Origin of the sequence: Rhodovulum kholense, assembly GCF_003053725.1 — a bacterium.
Lineage (GTDB): Bacteria > Pseudomonadota > Alphaproteobacteria > Rhodobacterales > Rhodobacteraceae > Rhodovulum > Rhodovulum kholense.
The window spans coordinates 1-18867 of the sequence record NZ_QAYC01000029.1 but is presented as its reverse complement, the minus strand read 5'-3'; the positions used below and the strand labels follow the sequence as shown (position 1 = coordinate 18867).

Sequence of the window (18867 nt, the reverse complement as noted above, 5' to 3'; positions counted from 1 at the left end):
GATCGCGCCGATCGCGATGGAAGAGAAGCTCCGCTTCGCCATCCGCGAAGGCGGCCGCACCGTCGGCGCCGGCGTCGTCTCCAAGATCATCAAGTGATCTGTCTCGCCTGAGCGCGAGCCGGGGCCGTCCTTCGGGGCGGCCCTTTTTCGTTTCGAGAGGGGCGCGGGCCGGTCGCCGGGCCTAGTCGGGGCGGCGCATGCGCCAGGCAATGCGCTGGCCGGGATTGGCCGCCACGGCACGGTCGAGCCGGTCGAACCGCTCTTCGCAGCCGAACCGCGCGAACCGTGCCCGGGCGGCGGTCAGGCGGCCGGCCAGTTCGGCGTCACTTGCGCCATGGCAGGCCGCGCGGGCCAAGTCGGCGGGCGTGGGCGGGCGCAGGCAGAGGAAGGCCGCCGTGGTGCCGGGGCCTGCCGTCAGCGGCGCGAAACAGCCCGCCAGCGCCTCCATCTGCGCGGCGATCCAGGGCTGGCGCCAGTGAAAGTAATCCTGCTGCACCACCACCGCGCTGCCCGGCAGAAGCGCGGGAAAGAAGGTCCCGGCAATCGCGTCGGCGGTGTCGGTGGCCTTGGCCGCATCGATCGTCAGGATCTCGATCGGCCCGCCTGGCCAGACCGCCGATCGGATCTCGCCCGGCACCAGCGTCACGGGCCAGCGCGCCAGCAGCTGCCGGACAAGCGGCAGGAGGTCCGCGCCCTCGAAGGGCGTGATACCTGCGGCATAAAGCACCTTCGCCTTGACTTCGGGCGTGGCGGTGAAGCGGTCATAGGCCAGCACAGGGCCGCGATGGCCCGCCTGTCGCCGCCCCTCGGCCAGCCGGGCGGTCGAGCCTCCGGCGAAGCATCCAAGATCGACGATGGCCCCGGCATCCCGGGCCCAGTCCCGTGCCAGCCAGAAATAGAAGGCCTGTTCGGCCGGCGACAGCATCGTCGGGACCTCGAGGGACGTGGCGGTCTCTCTGATGTCGGGGCCAGTCCAGGGCGCGCTGTCGAAAAGAGCGCGGGTCCGATCCGGGATCTTGGCCGGGCGGTCGCGCGGGGCGGAGGGCGGATCGGCGGGGGCCATGTCGCAAGCCCTAGCATTGCCCCGGACCCGAAACCAGCGCGCGAGGTGAAAAGCACCCTTGATTCCGCCCGCCGCATATCTTAATCGGGCGCACGGCCTAGGGGTGTAGCTCAGTTGGTAGAGCATCGGTCTCCAAAACCGAGGGCCGGGGGTTCGAGTCCCTCCGCCCCTGCCAGGCCGCTTTCCAACGAGTTATGGCGTGTCTTTCGAGCGGATTTGTCCAACCTTTCGGAAAGGTTGGACACGCCTTTGTCGCTTTTGCGGTCGTCGAGTCGCGCCAGCGCGGCGGTGCCGAGCTTCGTCCGAGATGCTTTCCGGACATAGACCGCCGCCATCCGCGTGTTCTCGTGCGCGAGGACGACCGCGATCTCCCATTCGGTCGCGCCGTGCTCTGCAAGACGGGTCGCGCCCGCTTTTCGGAGCCCGTGAACATCTCCCGAGGGAACATCGATTTCTGTCTCGAACCGGTTCCCGAAGCCGCTTTCGGCATGAGCGGTTCCGGCCTGCGTCGGCAGAAAGAGAATAGGACCCGGCGCGTGGTGTAGCTGACCGTGTGCCTCGCGCTTTCAAGTGGGTCGAGCCGGTCAGTCTCTCTTTGCTGCAGACAGTCTGCGACTGAGATCATCGCAGAGAGGCGCGCGGGTTTCCGGCGTCGTGCATCTGGCGCGCTGCACCGTCCAATCCTCGGTCTGCTCCATCCGGATCGCGCCGACGAGGCGCCGAATCGAAGCTTCGTTGGGAAAGATACCGATGGCACCCCTCCGCCGTTTGATCTCGCCGTTCAGCCGTTCGATCGGATGGATGCTCTGCAACCTGGTGCGATGCCGGGTCGGGACCCCGATTCACCGGATGCCGGGACTGAACGCCTGAGGAAACCGGCCGACCTCCGCCCTGCCAGGCAATCTCCCGGAGTTCTGTTGTATGACATTCTTTCGTGCCCGGTTTGTCCGACCCTGCCAAAAGGGGGGACAAGGTTTCATCGCCCCCGAGGCTATCGAGTCCTGCCAGAACGGCGGCACCGGGCTTTGTCCGGGACGTTCTGCGGACACAGACGGCGGCCCTCTGTGTATTCGCTTGGGCAAGCATCCCTGACGATCTCCGTGGAAGTGCGTGATGACCTTCTGACCGGCGTTGAATGCCCCGACGCGGCGTTGCGCGACCGCGTTCCGGCAATCCTGTCCGGCTTTGTTCAGAGCCCGGTGGAACTGCGTCCGGGCAGCCGCTTCCACAGCCGCTGTCAATCTGCCAGCATTGTCGGCATGGGCGAGACGCCCCCGCCCGAAACCCGCGGCATCGGGACCGTCGCTTGCCGTTTTCCGCTCGACACCTGAAGGAGACCCGCCTTGGACATCGTCATTTCCGCAGCCGGGGACGGCTGGGAGGCAAGTTTCGGCGACCGCCGCTGGCGCTGTGCCGTCGGGCGCAGCGGTATCGACACGAAACGCGGGGAGGGAGACCATATCAGCCCCGAGGGCTGCTGGCCGATCCGCCGCATCCTCTATCGCGCCGACAGGGTCGCGGTTCCTCCGGCAACGCGCTTGCCCTGCATGGCGATCGATCCCGCGGACGGCTGGTGCGACGCCCCGGATCACCCGGACTACAACCGTCCGGTCAGGCTGCCGTTTCCGGCAAGCCACGAGGCGCTCTGGCGTGAGGATCGGCTTTACGACATCGTCGGCGTGCTGGGATTCAATGATGATCCGGTGGTGGCGGGCGCGGGCAGCGCGATCTTCCTCCATGTCGCAAGGCCGGGCTATGGCCCGACCGCGGGCTGTGCCGCCCTGGCCCGTCACGACCTGCTGGAGCTTCTGTCGCGGATCGACGCCGATACCCGGCTTTGTTTCCGCCGGGGAGGCTGACGGTCACAAGCGGCCGGATGGGCGCCCCCGACATCGGGGTGCCTGAACGCGCTTGACCTTCTGCCGGGGCGGTCCGCACAGGCACGCCTGCCGATCCGCTGGATCTTGGGGCAGATCGCCGGGCCTGTGGGGTCTGGGAACGGCGGGTCAGCCCGCATGAAAAATGCCGCAAACTTTCCCAAAATCGTCTTCAAGCCGGACGCAGTTTTGCCCGGGACGCCCTCTAATCACCCACCGCGAGAGACGGAGGTGCCCCGCTCTTCTCCCTGAGGGGCACGCGATATCGGTCGAATTCGAGGCAGTTTCGAAGCCGTGCTGCCGGCCCGGCCGGAACGCCGCCGCAGGCGCGGCAGCGCCTCTTTCGACGGTCGCGGAGGGGGGAAGTTCATATACGGCAGAGTGTTACGTGGTTTCCAGGGCGTTTCGGGTGTTTCGTGACGGTATCCGATCTTCGGTCTGGCAGACGAGATTGCCGCGTCTCGCGCAGGTCTTTGACCTGAGGCCGATTAACAAACGCGCAGCGATTGTCGGATAACGCTTTGACAAGCGTTTGCCTCGCCCTTGGGCCCGGCAAAGCGCCTGAATGGAATGAGGATCACGATGCTAATCCTTCGCACCGCCGTCCTAGCGCTTCTGTGGGTCGGCGACGGTGGGGTCGCCCTGGCCGGCGACTTCGATGACCAGATGAAAGCCTTCTATCAGGACTCGATCCTGCCCTGGGCCCGGTCGCAGCAGATCCTCGACGCGGTGGCCGCCCAAAATCTGCAGACGGCCGATCTGACCCAGGATGATATCGACCGGCTCGACAAGCAATGGGTTGGCGAGATCGGGACCGTTTCGGCACCGCTGATCGACTCGGTCACGCGCAGTCAGGTGTCCGACATGCTGCGTGCTCAGGTGATGGCGATGAAGGGCGCGGTGACCGAGATCATCGTGATGGATGCGCGCGGGCTCAACGTGGCGACGTCGAGTGTCCCGTCCGACTACTGGCAGGGCGACGAGGCGAAATACCAGGAAACCTATGGTGTCGGCCCGGACGCCATGAATTTCGGCGAGGTCGAATTCGACGACTCGTTCCTGAAATATCAGGGCCAGATCTCGTTCACGCTCGTCGACCCCGAAACCGGAACTCCCATCGGTGCGATGACCGTCGCCGTCGATGCCGAAGAGTTCCTCTGACCTGTTCCGCCAAGGAGAGCGACCGTGCAATCCACCTCTCAGACCTCCCGGACGAAGTCGTTCGGTTCCTCGGTTTTCGTACGGATCGCCGGGCTGATCGCACTGACGACCATCATCGTCGCGGTGCTTCTGACCGCTCTGTCGGTGCGATCGACGCTGCAACTCGTCGACAAGTCTGTCGACAGGTTGATGACCGAGATGACCAAGGGCAGCGCCGAGACCCTCGGTGGCCATATCGCCTTTCGAAACGAGGTCCAGATCCAGGCGGAACTGGCGAAATACGTGGGGGGTGCCGGCGAAGAACTGGTCCGGGTGCAGGTCTCTGCCGCCGACGGAACCATTCTGGCCGAAGGCGGCGGCAGCGCGACGGATCAGGCCGAGCTTCAGCGCCAGATCGACCGCGCGATCGAGACCGGCACCACCGCCTATTCCGACGATGGCCTGACGATTGCCGAGCCGGTGCATTACGGCAAAAGTGGCCGCGTCGTCGGCGTGGTCGCGGCGGTCTGGTCGCAAGAGGCGCTGATCGGTCATTTCCTGGCGGATACGGGTCCGGCCATGGCGCTGATCGCGGTGCTGTTCGTCCTGCTTGTCGTCGGCGCGACGATCCTGCTGCGCCGGATGATCGGCCGTCCGCTCGACGAGGTTAGCGAGGCGATGGCCCTGGTCGCGGATGGCACGCTCGACCGCCAGGTGCCCGATACCGCACGCAAGGACGAGATCGGCGTCATCGCGCGCAGTCTTGAATCGCTTCGTGGCAAGCTGCTCGACGCCAGGCATGCCGAGGCCGAGCGCGAGGTTGACGTCGCCGATCAGGAACAGGCGGTCGAACTTCTGGGGCGCGGTCTGACGGCGCTGGCCTCGGGCGATCTTACCTTCGTGATCGAGCGCGAATTCGCCGGCAGCCGCGACCAGCTGCGCGTCGACTACAACGCTACCGTACAGACCCTGAACGCGCTGATGGGCGCGGTCGTCGAGAATGCGACCGAAATCACCACCCGCGCCGAAGAGATCAGCGGCGCCTCCGACGACCTGTCGCGCCGAACCGAGAACCAGGCCGCCACGCTGGAAGAGACCGCCGCCGCCATGGACGAGATGACCGCCAGCGTGCGCGCCGCCGCCGACGGCGCGGCCCAGGTCGAAAACGTGGTGCGCGAGGCGCGCGGCAATGCCGAACAGTCGGGCCTCGTGGTCAAGGAAGCGATCGGCGCAATGTCGGAGATCAAGAAATCCTCCGACGGGATCAACCAGATCATCGGCGTGATCGACGACATCGCGTTCCAGACGAACCTTCTGGCCCTGAACGCGGGCGTCGAGGCGGCGCGCGCGGGCGAGGCGGGACGGGGTTTTGCCGTGGTAGCCTCCGAGGTTCGGGCGCTGGCCCAGCGATCCTCCGAGGCCGCGAAAGAGATCAAGACGCTCATTTCGACCAGTTCCGAGCATGTGGAGTCGGGGGTGTCTCTGGTCAACCAGACCGGTGAGGCGCTGACCGACATCGTCGAGCGCGTCAGCAACATCGCGGCGCTGATCGGCGACATCGCGACCGGCGCGCAGGAACAGTCGGTGGGGCTTGGCGAGATCAATGTCGGGATCAACGAACTGGACAAGGTCACCCAGCAGAACGCCGCCATGGTCGAAGAGGCGAACGCGGCAGCTACCACGCTCAAGCAGGAGTCCCAGGCCCTTCAATCCCAGGTGGCGCGGTTCCGGTTGCGCAACGGAGCGGTCAGAGCGTCAGCCTCCCTGGCCGTGTCCCGTAGGGAAATTCCTCCGCCCGTCGTCCGGGACGCACCCGCCACAGGCGAATCCAGGAAACGTGCGGCTAACGACGCGGGCTGGCAGGACTTCTGACACGTCCAGTGTCGGGCAACAGACTCCGCACGCAGTGAAGCGCAATCGCCACCTTCTAGAGGCACGCGCATTTGATCTCGATCTGTCCAGCGTCTCGCTGGAGCATCGCTGGCAGGGCTGCCGGTCCCGCTCAGCCCGAACCTCGTCGCCAATGTCCAGACCAGAGCCGAGAACGTCCAAGGCCTGAAAGGCGAGAACGTCCTCAAAATCGTTCGCTCCCGCGCCTGGCACATCCGCCAGCAGTAATCCCGAAACCTCGTTGGCTGACCTTCATTCCTTTCGAGGATCCGCCCCCGGGGGATGCGTGCCGGCAGGTCCTGGCAATGCACAAGTCCTCCGGAGGATAAACGGGACCCGCCTGCCTCGGCTGCTCGACGGGGTTACCGGCAGTGTCTTGATCGGGTTCGCCCTGCGAGTGCTGACGGAGCGGCGCGTGGGAAGACCTCAGATCTCCATCCGACGCTGCAACTGACCTGGCGTGATCCCACGGGCGGCATGAAAGGCGGCCACGAAGCCGCTCGCGGTGGCGTAGCCGGCGGCATGGGCTGCATGCTGCACGCTTTTGCCGGCCATCAACGGGGCAATTGCGCGTGCCAACCGAAGGTCTCGCGTCCAGGTGGCCCAGCTTTGCCCGGTGTCGCGACGGACGAGCCGTTGCAGGCTGCGCCGCGACAGCGCCAGTGCCGCGGCCCAGTGGTCGAGCGAATGGTCGGCCCCATCGAGATGTGCCAGCGCGATCCGACGCAGGCGCGGGTCGGCAGGCAGAGGCAACATGGGCGCAGGGGCGGGGCGCGCAAGCCGGTCCCACAGCACGGCCGTCAGCCGGGCGAAAGCGGGCTCTTGCCGGTCGGCACGGCTGGACCCTGCGAGAGTGCGGAGAAGTTCGGCCTCCAGCGCTTCGAGAGGGAAACATGTGGGGGACTTGGGCAGCGGTGCCGTGGCGGGCCGGGTGTAGAGATTGACCGATTTCCGCGCGCCCTCAGCCCGGATGCGGTGGCGGTGCTTCGGTGGAAGCCAGATCGCCATGCCGGAAGAGATAAGATGCAGCCTGAGTTCTGTCTCGACCGTCACCGGTCGGTCCGGGCACCAGGCGAGTTGTCCGCGCCAATGCGCATGCGCCTCCGGCATGGTGCCGGGTGTGAAGCTCGTGATCCTGCCGATCACCGGACTTCCATCCTCGGCAAATCCTCCGATCTCATCGCGCTGCATGCTGGCACCTCCGGGGTATCATCTGGCACCGGGGCGACACATTTTTCCAGCCCCTCCGTCAGGATCGCGTGGAGGCGGAGCGGAGGACCGGATGGATATGACGACAATGGCGCTGCTCGCGGGCGCGGGGCTGCTCGGCGGGTTATGCAATGCGATCGCGGGCGGCGGCACCTTCTTTACCTTCCCGGCGCTGCTGGCCGTGGGGCTGCCGCCGGTTACGGCGGGCGCGACCAGCGCAGTGGCGATCTGGCCCGGCCATGCGGCCAGTCTGATCGGCGAAGGCGCGGTGCTGCGGCAGGAACTGATGGCGCGGCCCGGGCGGCTCGCGGTGTTTGCGCTGGCGTCGGCGGCGGGAGCCGGGCTGTTGCTGCTGTCGGGAGATGCACTGTTCCGGCAATTGGTCCCCTGGCTGCTGCTCTTCGCGACGCTGCTGTTTGCGGCAGGGTCCATGCTCAACCGCTGGCTCGCCCGGCGCGGGGTGTCGATCGGGCCAGTCAGCGCCGCGTGCGCCGAGGGGATCGTGGCCCTTTATGGTGGTTACTTTGGGGCGGGGCTGGGGGTGCTGCTGCTGGCGCTGCTGACCGTGACGGGGGACGACGATCTGAAGCGGCTGAACGTGGTCAAGAATGCTCTGGCAACGCTTGCGACCAGTATCGCCGTCCTGATCTTCGCCTTTGGCGGGGCGGTCGCCTGGGGGCCGGCCGCCTTGGTTTTTCTGGGGGCGGCGGCGGGGGGTGTCATCGGTGGCCGGCTGGCTCGCCGGGTGAAGCCGCAACTCCTGCGCGCCGCGATCGTCTGCCTCGGCCTGTTGCTGGTCTGGCACTACGCGTGAGCCCGGGTCGAGGCGCGGAACGCCGCGCGCAGGGCCGTGGTGATTGGCCCCAAAGGCCATGTGCTGTGCTTGCCGGGGCGGTCCAGCGAGACTACGGGGCGAAGCTCGACCGACGTGCCCGTGGCGAAGACCTCGTAGGCTGCATCCAGATCGTCGAGGCTGACGGTTCCTTCATGAACCGACAGGCCGAGGCCACGCGCAAGGTCGAAGACATGGCGCTTGGTCAGGCTGTCGAGAAAGCATGTGGGAAGGGGAGACAGAAGCCTGCCATTCCGGACGAGGACGATGTTCGTCACCGTGGTTTCGGCGACATGGCCTGCCATATCCAGCATGAGGGCATCGTCATGTCCGCTACGGGCGGCTGCGGCCCGAGACAAGGTTCCGGTCATGTAGAGCCCCGAGCATTTCGACGCCGTCGGCGCCGTATCGGGCGCGGGGCGCCGCCAATCCGACAGAACCAGGCGCAACCCAGCGGTCCCGTCTCCAAGAGCGGTCTCCACCGGCCAGTCCCAGGCCGCGATGGCGGTATGGATCCGGCACCCCTGTGCGGAAACTGTGACGCTTTCGCTGCCGCGCCAGGCGATCGGCCGCACATAGGCGTCCTTCAGGCCGCCAGCCCAAAGCACGGCCTCGGCCGCAGCGTGAAGATCATCGACCAGCCATGGCAGCGTGTAGCCGAGAAGTTCGGCCGAGCGCTGCAGGCGCCGGAAATGCTCCTCACCCAGAAACAGGCGACCGTCATAGGCGCGGATTCCTTCGAAGACCGCGCCGCCGTTGTGCAGAGAGTGTGTCAGAACATGCAGCGTCGCCTCACCGGACGGCAGAAGCGTCCCGTCGAACCAGACGGGGCTCGTCGTATCGACGAGCGGGACCTTCACGGCTTCGGTCAGCATTCGGGATCTCCCAGTTCGCGGATGGTGGGACGATCTTCAGGCTCAGGAGCCGCGCAGGCGAGTGAGCTGTTTTCAGGCGCTGATGAGAAAGCGTCGTTCGCGTGGTGCCGGTTATCGGCGATAGTCGGTTTGTGAGGATCTATGGATAAACAAGTCCCCTTTCGGCTGAATGTGCCCCTGAATGCCCTGCGAGCCTTCGAGGCTGCGGCGCGCCATCTCTCGATCAAAGAGGCGGCGCTGGAACTTGGCGTAACGCCATCGGCCGTCAGCCACCAGTTGCGCGGGCTTGAGGATGCGCTCGGCCTGACATTGATGCGACGGGTCGGCCCGGCGCTCGAACTGACAGAGGCCGGAGCAAGACTCGCGCCCGATCTGAGCGAGGGGTTTTCCCGGATCATCGAAGCGGTCGGCGGCCTCAGGCAAGACCGCAGCGCCGGCCCCTTGCGGCTGTCGATGCTGCCGACTTTCGCGGCCCATTGGTTCTCACCCCGGCTCACGCGCTACCCGTTCGAGCGCAACGGTTTCGATCTGCTGATATCTACGACACAGGAGGCTGTGGACCTGTCTGCCGGAGTGGCCGATGCGGCGGTGCGGCACGGGCAGGGCCAATGGGATGGGTTGCAGGCGGACCTGCTGTTCGAAGAAACCGTGAGCCTGTTCGGCGCGCCACCCCTGGCCAAGGATGACCCCGACGAAATGCGGGCGCAGATATCGGGCATGACCCTGTTTCTCTCGCAGTATCGGAAAGAGAACTACGCGCGATGGAACGCGACGTTGCCGGGCGGGCCGATCCGGCCTGCTGCGGTGATGATGGTCGATTCCGCCGGGCTCGCACTGCGCGCGGCCATGGACGGGGCGGGGGTGGCTCTGGCGGGGGTGGAGATCGCTGCCTTCGACGTCAGCGCCGGGCGGTTGACGCAGCTCTTTCCACATTGGGCTCATACGGGCGGAGGCTACTTCCTCGTCTATCCCGAGGCGCTGGCCAGGAACCGTCGCGTGCGCAACCTGAGCCGCTGGATGGTCGAGGCCTCGGCCGGGGAAAGGAGCCTCGCGCAAAGGCAACTGGAGCCGGGAGCAGATTGAATGAATCGTATTGAAGCGGCTGCGCTCGAGATCCGGCGACTTGAGGAAAACGACCGCGTGGCATGGGAAGACCTCTGGCAAGAGAACCTGGACCATTTCGCGGCGCCTGATCGTGCCCGGGCGGACATGCCCGTCATCTGGCAGCGCCTCATGGATCAAGCCGCGCCACTTCTTGGCTGGCTGGTTCTGCTACAGGGGCGGGCCGCCGGGCTGGCGCATGTGGTCCTTCGTCAGCACAGCTTCAGCACGGCCCAGATCGCGATCCCGGAAGATCTCTGGATCGCACCTTTCGTGCGCCGTCACGGGCTGGCGGAACGGCTTGTCGAGCGACTGGTTCAGGAGGGGCGCGCGCAGGGCTGGCGCCGCATCGAATGGGAAACCGGCGTTGAGAACTTCGTCGCGCAGTGGCTCTATGACCGGATTGCCACGCTCGATCCGGTGAAACGGTACCGGATCGACCTAGATTGAGCGGCTTTGGCTCAGCTCGATCCGAAAACTGTCCCAGGGCGCGGGATCGGCGATCGACAGATACAACCGTTTCGCCGTCAGATTGTCCTGCGGCACCAGCCAGCGCAGATGGGTCCAGCCGCGCGCGGTACCGATCTCGGTCAACTGGTCAATCAGGGCGCGGGCAAGGCCGCTTCCACGGGCCTCTGGCATGACGAAGAGGTCGTCGAGCTGACCGGCACGGCTTCCTGAGATGATCTCGGGCAAGTCGAAGGCCAGCGCAAAGCCGGCAAACGCGCCGCCATGATCCGCTCCGAGAAGCAGCAGATCAGGCTCGCTGAGGGCGCGCTCGATCAGGGGTGTGGCCTGTTCCGGCGTCATTGCCTCGGCCGGTCCGCCCATGGCTCTCCGATAGGCCGTCATCAGATCGGCTAGGCGCGGAGCGTCCGCGGCGGACAGGCGGCGGATCGTCCGTACGTTCACCATCCGCCGGTCGTGACCCACTCTGCCATCATCTCCATGCGGTCCCAGCCCCAGAAAGGCTCTTCACCGACGATGAAGAAGGGAGATCCGAAGACGCCCCGTGCCACCGCGTCTTCGCCGATCTTCCGGACTTTTTCTTTCAGGGCAGGGTTGGCGATGCCGGCCAGAAGGGCTTCGGGTTTGAGACCGAACTCTGGGGCGAGCCGCGAGACGGCTTCGGGTGAGGCGGTGTCGAGACTGTCGTTGAAATACAAGGTGAAGACCCTCTTAGCGAAGGCAGCAGCAAGTTCAGGGTGCTGTGTTTCAACCCAGTAGAAGGCGCGCGTCGCCGCCAGGGCGACATGGGGATGGTCGGCGGGCAGCTGGAAGGTCAGTCCCTGGTGCCGTGCGATCCGCGCCCAGTCGCGCCGCGCATAGTCGCGTTTCAGTGGCGTCGACGACAATCCGCGTGCCCCTGTCACCTTGTAGGCGGTGCCCAGCATGTAGGGTCGCCAGAGCACGGTCCGACCCAGGTCTGCCGCGATGGCCTCAATTCGCTGCGCCGCGAAGAAGGCATAGCCGGACGAGAAGTCGAACCAGAACTCGACGGGGCTCATAGCTCTTCGCCGTCCCAGTAATCGACCGCATCCGTGGTCCGGAAGGAGCTGGCAACCCGACGCTTTGCCTTGTCACCGCCGGGCGCGGCGCCCGCGAAGACTGTCAGCTTGCCGCTGTCGGGATAGGCCATCACATCAGGCTCTCGCATGGTGCTGACCGCGACATATCGCAGAGGTTCAGTGCCGGTTGCGATCAGCTGATGGGCCGTTTCGGCGCCGCCCGCAGGACAGACCGCTACCATGCCGGCTGCGACCGGGTACCGGTCGGGGCCGAACCGCAGCTCGCCGGTGCCCGAGAGTATGACGAACATCTCATCATTGGCGTGATGGGCATGGAACGGCCAGGCCGCTTTGCCAGGCGGAACCTCCACCAGCCGCGCCCCCAAATGCGTCGCTCCGAGTGGGGCGGCGATGGCCGCCATGGCGGCATGAAAGCGGGTGCCATAGCTCTGTGGCGAGAGGTCCAGATCGTCGAGCGTGACGACGGGGCTGCGTGGCGTGTGATCCTGAGTCATTTCGGTGCCCTCCTGCGAGAAGAGAGCGCCAATCCGACCGGTCCCGCAATTGAATTGGCTTCAGGTGAGCCGTAGCAAAGCTCATTTGGCGTGATTTCCCTTTCAAAGGAAGCTGTTCTCGTATTGTCGGACCTGAGACGAATGTGGACACCAACGCTTTATCGCTGGAGACCTGACGCTCCGCCATCGCGGCCGAACCCTGAAAGGCCCGCCTCGGCGATGCCCGCCGAACGCTTCGAGGTGGCGGCTGAAGACGGGTATCCGATCAGGGGCGGGATCTGGCACGCAGACACCGGTCCTGTCGTCGTGCTTCATGCCGCGACGGCGGTTCAGGCGCGCTATTACGCACGGTTCGCATCCTGGTTGTCCGGGCAGGGGGCGACGGTCCTGACCTTCGATTATCGCGGGATTGGTGAGTCCCGCTCCACGCCGGTGAAGGATTTGCAGGCGGGATGGGTCGATTGGGGCGTCCTCGATGCTGAGGCGGTGCTTGCCTATGCTGGCAAGCGCTGGCCGGATCGTGCGCTCTGCGCCGTGGGCCATTCAATCGGCGGCTTCGCTTTGGGGTTGGCGCGCACCTCGGATCGGCTGGACCGGATCGTGACGGTTGGCGCGCAATTCGCCTACTGGCGCGATTACGATCCCCGCCAGCGGCGCGCGATGTATCTGAAATGGCATTTCTTCATGCCAGCCGCGACGCGGCTCTTCGGCTATTTTCCCGGGGCACGGCTTGGATGGCTCGAGGATGTGCCGCGCGGCGTGGTGCGCGACTGGAGCCGGATGGGGCCGCGGTTCGAGACAAGTGTTCGCTCCGCTTTGGACCCAGCAGACCTTGCAGCGCGTCATGGCGCCACCCGGGCGCGGCTCCTGGCCATCGGGTTGACAGATGACCCGTTCTGCACCGAAGCTGCGGGGCAACGATTGCTCGACTACTATTCCGGGGCGGATCGAACCCATCTGCGGATCGCGCCCTCGGATATCGCGGTGCCCGAGATCGGGCATTTCGCATTCTTCCACGCCCGTTTTGAACAGACGCTCTGGCCGCTTGCCGCCGCATGGTTGCTTTCCGGTCGACTGCTCAAGGATGCTCCGGGGCGGATCGTCTTTCCGACAGGCTGAATGCAGGTTTCTTTCCACTAGGATTAAAATGAACGACCGACTTTTCGTCATTACCGGCGGCCCGGGATCGGGCAAGACGACGCTTCTGTCCGCACTGGCGCGGCATGGTCTCACAACAATGCCCGAAGCCGGTCGCGCGATCATTCAGGATCAGACCCGGATCGGCGGGACAGGGTGGCACGGTCAGGACCGGCAGCTTTTTGCAGAGCTCATGCTCGGATGGGAGATGCGCTCGTGGCACGAGGCGCAGGGGACCGACGGTCCGGTGGTCTTCGATCGCGGCATTCCCGATGTGATCGGTTATCTCCAGCTCTATTTGGGAGAGGCGCCCGCACATGTTCACGCGGCGGCCGAGCTCTACCGGTATCGCCCGACGGTCTTTCTTGCGCCGCCGTGGCCCGAGATCTTCGGTCAGGATGCGCAGCGCGGGCAGGATTTCGACGAGGCGGTTGCGACGGCAGAGGCAATGGAGCAGGCCTATGCCATGGCCGGATATGACCTGTTGCCGCTGCCTTTGGCCACGGTCGAGGCGCGGGTCAATTTTGTTCTGGAGGTTTTGGATCAGTCCATCTGATCAGGACGCGTCACCCAGATCCAACTCGCCCCGCAGGACGATACAGGCGGCCCCGCCGATGGTGATGCGCAGCCCTTCGGCTGTCGTTTCCCAGCCCGTGTGAACCAGCCCGCGCCGGCCCATCTCGACCCCTTGCTCCGACAGGTAACCAGCCCTAGGCACCGCGTCGCGATGCGTGGCGATCCACGCAGCGATGGCACCATTGCCAGACCCACAAACAGGATCCTCGGCCACGCCCTCACCCGGAGCGAAGGTGCGTACACGCAGGCGCGGCGTGGCCCCGGACCCGCTGTCCGCAAAGACCGTGAGCCCTGCCGCGCCGAGCCCATGGCAGATCCGCTCGATCCGGCCGAGGTCGGGTCGCAGGCCAGCCAGTGCCTGGAGGTCGTGCAGCTCAAGCAACAGCCATGGAACCCCCGTTGAGACGATCCGATGCGGGCTGTCCGCGAGCATATCGAGCGGAAGGCAGATCGCCCCGGCAAGTTCAGCTTTGGTGACCGGCACATCGCGGAATTGGGGCGTTGCCTGCGTCATCGTGTAAAGGTCGTCTTCGACGCGGATCGGAACCAGTCCGATGCCGCATTCCTGCATCAGGCTTTGGGGCGTTCTGCTTTGCTCGCCGCAAAACGCATGGGCGGCGGCGATGGTCGGATGACCGGCGAAGGGCAGTTCGCGCACCGGGGTAAAAATGCGGGCGCGATAGTCCGCATCACCGGTCGGGCGAAGCAGGAACACGGTCTCGGAGAGGTTCATCTCGCGTGCGATGCGTTGCATGATCTCGGTGGACAAGTCGTCGGCGTCGAAGACCACCGCCGCCGGATTGCCCAGCAAGGGTCGGTCCGAAAAGGCATCGATCTGCAGCATGCGTTTCTTCATGGTCGGTAAGCCCTTGCTTTCAGAGCCCGAAGCGCGCTGTCAGTGTCACACTGCCGAGGCTGTGCGCGTGGATCATGTAGCCGGCGAGGGCGGGCATGGCGCTGGCGTCCAACCCCAGGCTCGGCACGTCGATGGCATAGACGGTGAACTCGTAGCGATGAGGGACTGCGCCCTCAGGCGGGCAGGGGCCGCCATAGCCGGGCTGCCCGAAATCCGTCAGGGACTCGACCAGAGGGGCGGGCAGGTAGCCGGAGGCGCCCGCGAGCATCGCTCGCGTGTGCGCCGGAATATCCAGAACGATCCAGTGCCACCAACCGCTGCCGGTCGGGGCGTCCGGGTCGTAGACCCTAATTGCGAAGCTCTGCGTTCCTGCGGGCGGGTCATTCCAGACCAGGTGCGGGGATTGGTTGAGCCCCTCGCACCCCATGGTCGAATTCACCAATTCCATGCGGATCGTTTCACCCTCCCGCAGGTCGTGGCTGTCCAGATCGAACGCGTGAGCGACAACGGGAGCGGCGGCGAGCGCCATTGAGAACAGAGCAGTACGGCTTAGGTTCATCATCATGAATGCCTCTCCTCGACTTCCATGATTTGACGGTATTCCAATGTGTTAGATGCGGCGATTGAGAAGCTTTCAGGGGCCCGGTAGAGATGATCACCGAACCTCGCCCAGACCCAGGGCGCGACCTTGATGCAGAGCCATCCACGCCAGAGCGATGGCTTGCAGACCGGCGACCAGCACGATGAACGTCACATGGGCGGACGAAATGCTCCACCCAAGCCGAACCAAAGCCTCGATGCCTGCGCCGATGCCGCCTTGCATCAAGAAACCGGTGAGGACGGCGCCGAGATTGAGCATGGCGATAGCGCGGCCGGACACTGCGTCGGGTAGCAGCCGGACCAGAAGCGCGTAGGCAAGGATGGGACCCGCGGTGAACAGCCCGTAGCCAGCCCAGAGGATGGTCTGCAGGGACGCGCCTGCACCGGCAATCGCGAGCTGACACAGAACAAAGCCAAGCGTCAGGGCGAACGTCAGGTGGAACAAGTGCCGGTCGGTGCGGGCGATCCGATCGGCGAGTAGGCCGAAGCCGAATTGCCCCAGGATGACGGCAAAGGAGAGCGCCATCAGGATACTCGCTGCCACAGTCGACGGGAGATCAATCGCGTCGCGCAGCCAGACCCCGGCCCAGAGCCCCTGATAGGCGACCCAGGCTCCCTGACAGAGGGCCGAAGCCGGTGCGATGGTGAGAAAGGCGGGGTGCGTGAGGACACCACGCAGTCCCTTCACAGCCGGTTCCAGCACCGCAGGTGCGGCTCGTTCCCTCGTCTGGGGCGGAACCACCGCGGCGATGATCAATGCAATGGTGGCAGTGACGCCGACGAGACCCAGAAAAATTTCGCGCCAGCCGATTTGGCGTAGCAGCCATTCAGTCGGGCTGGTGGCCGCGAGGGAACCAAGGCCGGCCGCTGCGATCGTGATGGCGTTTACCAGGGGCAGGCGCTCCCTCGGCCACCACAGGGTGTTCGCCTTGTAGGCGCCGGTCCAGCAAGCGGAAAGCCCGAGGCCGATCATGAAACGCGCCAGGACGAGCATGTGGGCTGTTTGCGCCCCGGCGAAGAGCGCGGATGCGACGACAGCCAGGAAGAGCGTAACCACCAGCACGCGTTTCGGCCCGAACCTGTCCAGGGCCTGGCCGACGAACAGCTGCGAGCCGGCCAGTGCGCCAAGGAACGCGGAAGTCATCATGCCCATGGTCGCAGGCTCAAGCTGAAACTCGGCTGTGAGCCGAGGCTCCAGAACAGCGTTCACATTTCGAAAGAGTTCGGAGAGCAGGTAGGCGAAGGTGAATGGCAGAGAGACGAAGACGATGCGGCGCAACGGGGACAATTGGGCTGGGTCAGTCATGCGCGTGGCCGGACCAGATGCAGCAGTCGTCCCTCAGGGAGTATACCCGCCCAAGTTCGTCGGTTTGCACGGCGTGATCCTGAATGGAGCCCGTTTCGCCAGATCGGTGAGGATAAGAGACGAAGGACAGGAATGTCAGCAGGATGGCCGTGACCCAAAGAAGTGCAAGTCGTTGAAGACCCGACAGGCCGGGTGTCGGTGTCTCGCCAGAGGCGGCGCTCAAGGATTTTCTGAGTTCATTGATGTTCATGGCTTCTGGCATCCGCTCTTTGTCTCAAGTGCTAGCCGGGAGCCGCCTCCACGCCGATTGAGAACGTCTCAACCGAGCGGGAGATTTTGTCAGGGGCGGGCTGGAGCCAATACATCGGATGGTGCGCTACATCCGTCGGGACGTCCGCATGGTATTCGACCGAATACCGGTCGCCGGCCGTATCAGGGGCGGAGACAAGCAGGATGCGCAGGTCTTCGGGCCCGTTGTTCTGCACCAAATGTCCCAAGCCCGGGGGGATTTCCAGGGCCTCTCCCGCCTTGACCAATAGGATACGACCCGGAACCTTGATCGTCAGTTCCCCGGCAAGGACATAGAAGATCTGGCGGGAGACCCGATGATAATGTGGTGCTTCGGCACCGCCGGGCGGCAGGCGCTCTTCGCGCAGCGAAAGTTTGGGGCGATCGACCAGTCTCCAGCCGTCGCAGCCGTTCCCCCAGGGGTAATGGTTTGCGTCGGTCGCGCGCACGGGGCCCGTCATTCCTCGGACCCGTAATAGGCTTCGCCCAGAAACTGGACGCCCTTGCGAAACCGCATGTGTTCGCAGGCATGCCTGACCCGACCACCGGCTCGCGACACATAGAAAACCGTCACGGATTGCGCCTCTTCGTCTACGGCGGTTCCGCTCAGTTCGAAATGAAGATCGGGCGCGCGTGCCAGGGCGTCGGTCCAGTACTGCCGCAGGGCGTCCTTCCCAATGATCTGGGCGTCGCCCGCCACCTGCTTGGCGAGAGGGCTGATGAAGACGGTGTCTTCGGCGAACGGCGCGAGAACCGTCTCCACGTCATGCGCGTTCCAGGCGGCGATCCAATGCCTGGCATGGGTTTCAAGGTCAGTGCGGGAAAGTCTTGTCATTCTTCCGGTATCCTTCTCCGTCCGCTTTAGCGGTCGGGGCTGACTTTCATGCGGCAGCATGGCTGCTCGCAATTGAGGAATCTTCCGGCGGTCCTGAGGATTTCGCGGCGACGATCACAGGGAGGAATTCTCAATATCCGCTGAAGGATCCGAAATTCATGCCTCTGGGCACGGGGTGCATTCTCTGGGGGCAGACACCGGAGGTGACCATGAACCCGCGATGCACGGCAAATCCGACGCAAGAGCGCGACAAAGATGGTCTCGCATCACGCGCGGCTCGGCTGCCGCGCCGTTTTCGGGCCTTTTACCGCTTGAGCGACACGGCGTTGGAAGATCTGGGATTGGATCGCCAAAATCTGCCGATCTTCAATCCTGTTCAGGCCATTCGCCGAGAAGACTTGTTCTAGCGCGAAGCGGGCAGGTCTGGCGTGTCATGCAAGCAGATCAGGGTTTGCATCCCCGTCGCGACATGTTTGCGGCGTTCTCCATCAACGCCCCATACATCGAGCTGGCAAATGGTCAGTGTGCGACCGTTCTTGATCACGCGGCCGACAGCCTCGAGATAATCTCCTTGCGCGGGGCTGATCAGGTTCAGTTTGAACTCGACCGTCAGGACTGAACTGCCTTCGGGGAAGAGTGTGAACCCGGCGTAACCGCCTGCGCTGGCGGCGATGGCCGATGTTCCGCCGGCGTGGAAGTAGCCATGCTGCTGCGTGAGTTCTTGGCGGAACGGCAGTCGCAACTTGACGAGCCCCGCGCGCACCTCCGTTATCTCGGCCCCGAGATGCGCCATAAGTTCCTGTCGTGCAAAGCTTTCGCGCGCTCGAATGATGATTTCCTCGGAAATTGGATCACCGATCTGCATATTTTTCCTCCACATCTTGGCAGTGGAAGTATGCATGAGCCATAGGGCTGATCTTGTGAGGAATTCTCATTCCAAACTGAGTGTTTGGCATTGGAGCAGACCCTTGTGCGGACCTCGAACACCCGCATGGCGGCGTCTCTCCCAAAAGGAGCACGCCGCGAGCTTTTCCCAACAGGCGCAGATGCTGCATCGACAGCTTCATTACGCGGCTTCCGCGTTCGAGGGCTAGGGCGCAAACCCCGCTCCTAGGGCCCTGACCGGTTGGCCACCGTGCTTGGCCCTAAGCTCAGTCCTGTGCAGGGCGTTGTTGCGCAAATCCAGGGGATTCATCTCGTGAATCCAGCATGCTAGCCGGGCAGCATGAGCAGACCTCCGAAGCCGACCTGCAAGACGA

Annotated in this window: 24 protein-coding genes, 1 tRNA gene and 1 pseudogene; 12 read left to right on the top strand and 14 right to left on the bottom strand. The window is 64.8% G+C overall.

The genetic code is table 11. The features are described 5' to 3' along the window. Positions 1 to 97: EF-Tu C-terminal domain-related protein (locus C8N38_RS22190; protein WP_146176322.1), on the top strand; the 97-nt coding region annotated here is incomplete at its 5' end. Between the two features lie 84 nt (positions 98 to 181). On the opposite strand, the gene C8N38_RS20420 is transcribed toward C8N38_RS22190, so the two are convergent. Further along, entirely contained in the window at positions 182 to 1063 is an 882-nt protein-coding gene (locus C8N38_RS20420) for a hypothetical protein (protein WP_108028962.1), read from the bottom strand. A 99-nt stretch (positions 1064 to 1162) separates the two neighbouring features. On the opposite strand from C8N38_RS20420, the gene C8N38_RS20415 reads away from it, so the two are divergent. Next, positions 1163 to 1238, top strand: a tRNA-Trp gene (locus tag C8N38_RS20415). A gap of 409 nt (positions 1239 to 1647) precedes the next feature. Here the strand turns inward: C8N38_RS20415 and C8N38_RS20405 are convergent. Continuing rightward, a pseudogene (locus C8N38_RS20405) lies at positions 1648 to 1896 on the bottom strand (transposase); the annotation flags it as partial. A gap of 231 nt (positions 1897 to 2127) precedes the next feature. On the opposite strand from C8N38_RS20405, the gene C8N38_RS20400 reads away from it, so the two are divergent. From C8N38_RS20400 to C8N38_RS20385, 4 genes are all read left to right on the top strand, one after another. After that, the gene (locus C8N38_RS20400; protein ID WP_108028961.1) at positions 2128 to 2394 is read left to right on the top strand and encodes a hypothetical protein; all 267 of its coding nucleotides are present in this window, start codon (positions 2128 to 2130) and stop codon (positions 2392 to 2394) included. A 12-nt stretch (positions 2395 to 2406) separates the two neighbouring features. Next, positions 2407 to 2922 (top strand): L,D-transpeptidase family protein, encoded by a 516-nt coding sequence (locus tag C8N38_RS20395; protein ID WP_108028960.1) that lies wholly within the window; start codon positions 2407 to 2409, stop codon positions 2920 to 2922. Positions 2923 to 3522: 600 nt separating this feature from the next. Then, positions 3523 to 4101 (top strand): hypothetical protein, encoded by a 579-nt coding sequence (locus C8N38_RS20390; RefSeq protein ID WP_108028959.1) that lies wholly within the window; start codon positions 3523 to 3525, stop codon positions 4099 to 4101. Between the two features lie 24 nt (positions 4102 to 4125). Then, a complete protein-coding gene (locus C8N38_RS20385) occupies positions 4126 to 5952 on the top strand; it encodes a methyl-accepting chemotaxis protein (protein ID WP_146176341.1) in 1827 nt (608 codons plus the stop codon). Between the two features lie 444 nt (positions 5953 to 6396). On the opposite strand, the gene C8N38_RS20380 is transcribed toward C8N38_RS20385, so the two are convergent. After that, complete coding sequence (locus C8N38_RS20380; protein ID WP_108028958.1) at positions 6397 to 7161, bottom strand: AraC family transcriptional regulator; 765 nt, start codon at positions 7159 to 7161, stop codon at positions 6397 to 6399. A gap of 91 nt (positions 7162 to 7252) precedes the next feature. Between C8N38_RS20380 and C8N38_RS20375 the strand changes: the two genes are divergently transcribed. Continuing rightward, positions 7253 to 7993: a sulfite exporter TauE/SafE family protein gene (locus C8N38_RS20375; RefSeq protein WP_108028957.1), complete on the top strand. Its 741-nt coding sequence runs from the start codon at positions 7253 to 7255 to the stop codon at positions 7991 to 7993. Here the strand turns inward: C8N38_RS20375 and C8N38_RS20370 are convergent. After that, entirely contained in the window at positions 7984 to 8886 is a 903-nt protein-coding gene (locus C8N38_RS20370) for an aminotransferase class IV (protein WP_108028956.1), read from the bottom strand. The genes C8N38_RS20375 and C8N38_RS20370 overlap by 10 nt on opposite strands. A gap of 141 nt (positions 8887 to 9027) precedes the next feature. Between C8N38_RS20370 and C8N38_RS20365 the strand changes: the two genes are divergently transcribed. Together C8N38_RS20365 and C8N38_RS20360 are read left to right on the top strand one after the other, a co-directional pair. Next, entirely contained in the window at positions 9028 to 9969 is a 942-nt protein-coding gene (locus tag C8N38_RS20365) for a LysR substrate-binding domain-containing protein (RefSeq protein WP_108028955.1), read from the top strand. After that, positions 9970 to 10437, top strand: coding sequence for a GNAT family N-acetyltransferase (locus C8N38_RS20360; RefSeq protein ID WP_108028954.1), 468 nt, complete (start codon positions 9970 to 9972; stop codon positions 10435 to 10437). On the opposite strand, the gene C8N38_RS20355 is transcribed toward C8N38_RS20360, so the two are convergent. The 3 genes from C8N38_RS20355 to C8N38_RS20345 are packed head-to-tail and all read right to left on the bottom strand — an operon-like array spanning position 10429 to position 12010. After that, positions 10429 to 10902, bottom strand: a complete 474-nt coding sequence (locus C8N38_RS20355) for a GNAT family N-acetyltransferase (protein ID WP_108028953.1) — start codon at positions 10900 to 10902, stop codon at positions 10429 to 10431. The two genes, C8N38_RS20360 and C8N38_RS20355, sit on opposite strands and share 9 nt — an antisense overlap. Then, the gene (locus C8N38_RS20350; RefSeq protein WP_108028952.1) at positions 10896 to 11495 is read right to left on the bottom strand and encodes a 2-hydroxychromene-2-carboxylate isomerase; all 600 of its coding nucleotides are present in this window, start codon (positions 11493 to 11495) and stop codon (positions 10896 to 10898) included. The genes C8N38_RS20355 and C8N38_RS20350 overlap by 7 nt, the downstream gene beginning before the upstream one ends. Further along, on the bottom strand, positions 11492 to 12010 hold the full coding sequence (locus C8N38_RS20345; RefSeq protein ID WP_108028951.1) for a cupin domain-containing protein: 519 nt from the start codon (positions 12008 to 12010) through the stop codon (positions 11492 to 11494). Before C8N38_RS20345 ends, C8N38_RS20350 begins: the two co-directional genes overlap by 4 nt. A 141-nt stretch (positions 12011 to 12151) precedes the next feature. Between C8N38_RS20345 and C8N38_RS20340 the strand changes: the two genes are divergently transcribed. Beyond that, positions 12152 to 13129, top strand: coding sequence for an alpha/beta fold hydrolase (locus tag C8N38_RS20340; protein WP_108028950.1), 978 nt, complete (start codon positions 12152 to 12154; stop codon positions 13127 to 13129). Between the two features lie 28 nt (positions 13130 to 13157). After that, on the top strand, positions 13158 to 13703 hold the full coding sequence (locus tag C8N38_RS20335; RefSeq protein WP_108028949.1) for an AAA family ATPase: 546 nt from the start codon (positions 13158 to 13160) through the stop codon (positions 13701 to 13703). Here C8N38_RS20335 and C8N38_RS20330 read toward each other — a convergent pair whose 3' ends face one another. From C8N38_RS20330 to C8N38_RS20310, 6 genes are all read right to left on the bottom strand, one after another. Further along, positions 13704 to 14579 carry a PhzF family phenazine biosynthesis protein gene (locus C8N38_RS20330; RefSeq protein ID WP_108028948.1) on the bottom strand — a complete coding sequence of 292 codons (876 nt, stop codon included), beginning with the start codon at positions 14577 to 14579 and terminating at the stop codon, positions 13704 to 13706. Between the two features lie 19 nt (positions 14580 to 14598). Beyond that, a complete protein-coding gene (locus C8N38_RS20325; RefSeq protein ID WP_108028947.1) occupies positions 14599 to 15144 on the bottom strand; it encodes a YbhB/YbcL family Raf kinase inhibitor-like protein in 546 nt (181 codons plus the stop codon). 90 nt (positions 15145 to 15234) lie between these two features. Next, positions 15235 to 16485, bottom strand: coding sequence for an MFS transporter (locus C8N38_RS20320; RefSeq protein WP_108028946.1), 1251 nt, complete (start codon positions 16483 to 16485; stop codon positions 15235 to 15237). Then, the gene (locus C8N38_RS21265) at positions 16478 to 16735 is read right to left on the bottom strand and encodes a hypothetical protein (protein WP_146176339.1); all 258 of its coding nucleotides are present in this window, start codon (positions 16733 to 16735) and stop codon (positions 16478 to 16480) included. The genes C8N38_RS20320 and C8N38_RS21265 overlap by 8 nt, the downstream gene beginning before the upstream one ends. A gap of 31 nt (positions 16736 to 16766) precedes the next feature. Further along, positions 16767 to 17222 carry a cupin domain-containing protein gene (locus C8N38_RS20315; RefSeq protein ID WP_215731186.1) on the bottom strand — a complete coding sequence of 152 codons (456 nt, stop codon included), beginning with the start codon at positions 17220 to 17222 and terminating at the stop codon, positions 16767 to 16769. Positions 17223 to 17230: 8 nt separating this feature from the next. Then, on the bottom strand, positions 17231 to 17608 hold the full coding sequence (locus C8N38_RS20310) for a nuclear transport factor 2 family protein (protein ID WP_108028944.1): 378 nt from the start codon (positions 17606 to 17608) through the stop codon (positions 17231 to 17233). Here C8N38_RS20310 and C8N38_RS21260 point away from each other — a divergent pair. Continuing rightward, positions 17602 to 18015 carry a hypothetical protein gene (locus C8N38_RS21260; RefSeq protein ID WP_146176338.1) on the top strand — a complete coding sequence of 138 codons (414 nt, stop codon included), beginning with the start codon at positions 17602 to 17604 and terminating at the stop codon, positions 18013 to 18015. The genes C8N38_RS20310 and C8N38_RS21260 overlap by 7 nt on opposite strands. Here the strand turns inward: C8N38_RS21260 and C8N38_RS20305 are convergent. Then, positions 18012 to 18473: a PaaI family thioesterase gene (locus tag C8N38_RS20305; protein ID WP_108028943.1), complete on the bottom strand. Its 462-nt coding sequence runs from the start codon at positions 18471 to 18473 to the stop codon at positions 18012 to 18014. The genes C8N38_RS21260 and C8N38_RS20305 overlap by 4 nt on opposite strands. Positions 18474 to 18867: the final 394 nt, after the last annotated feature.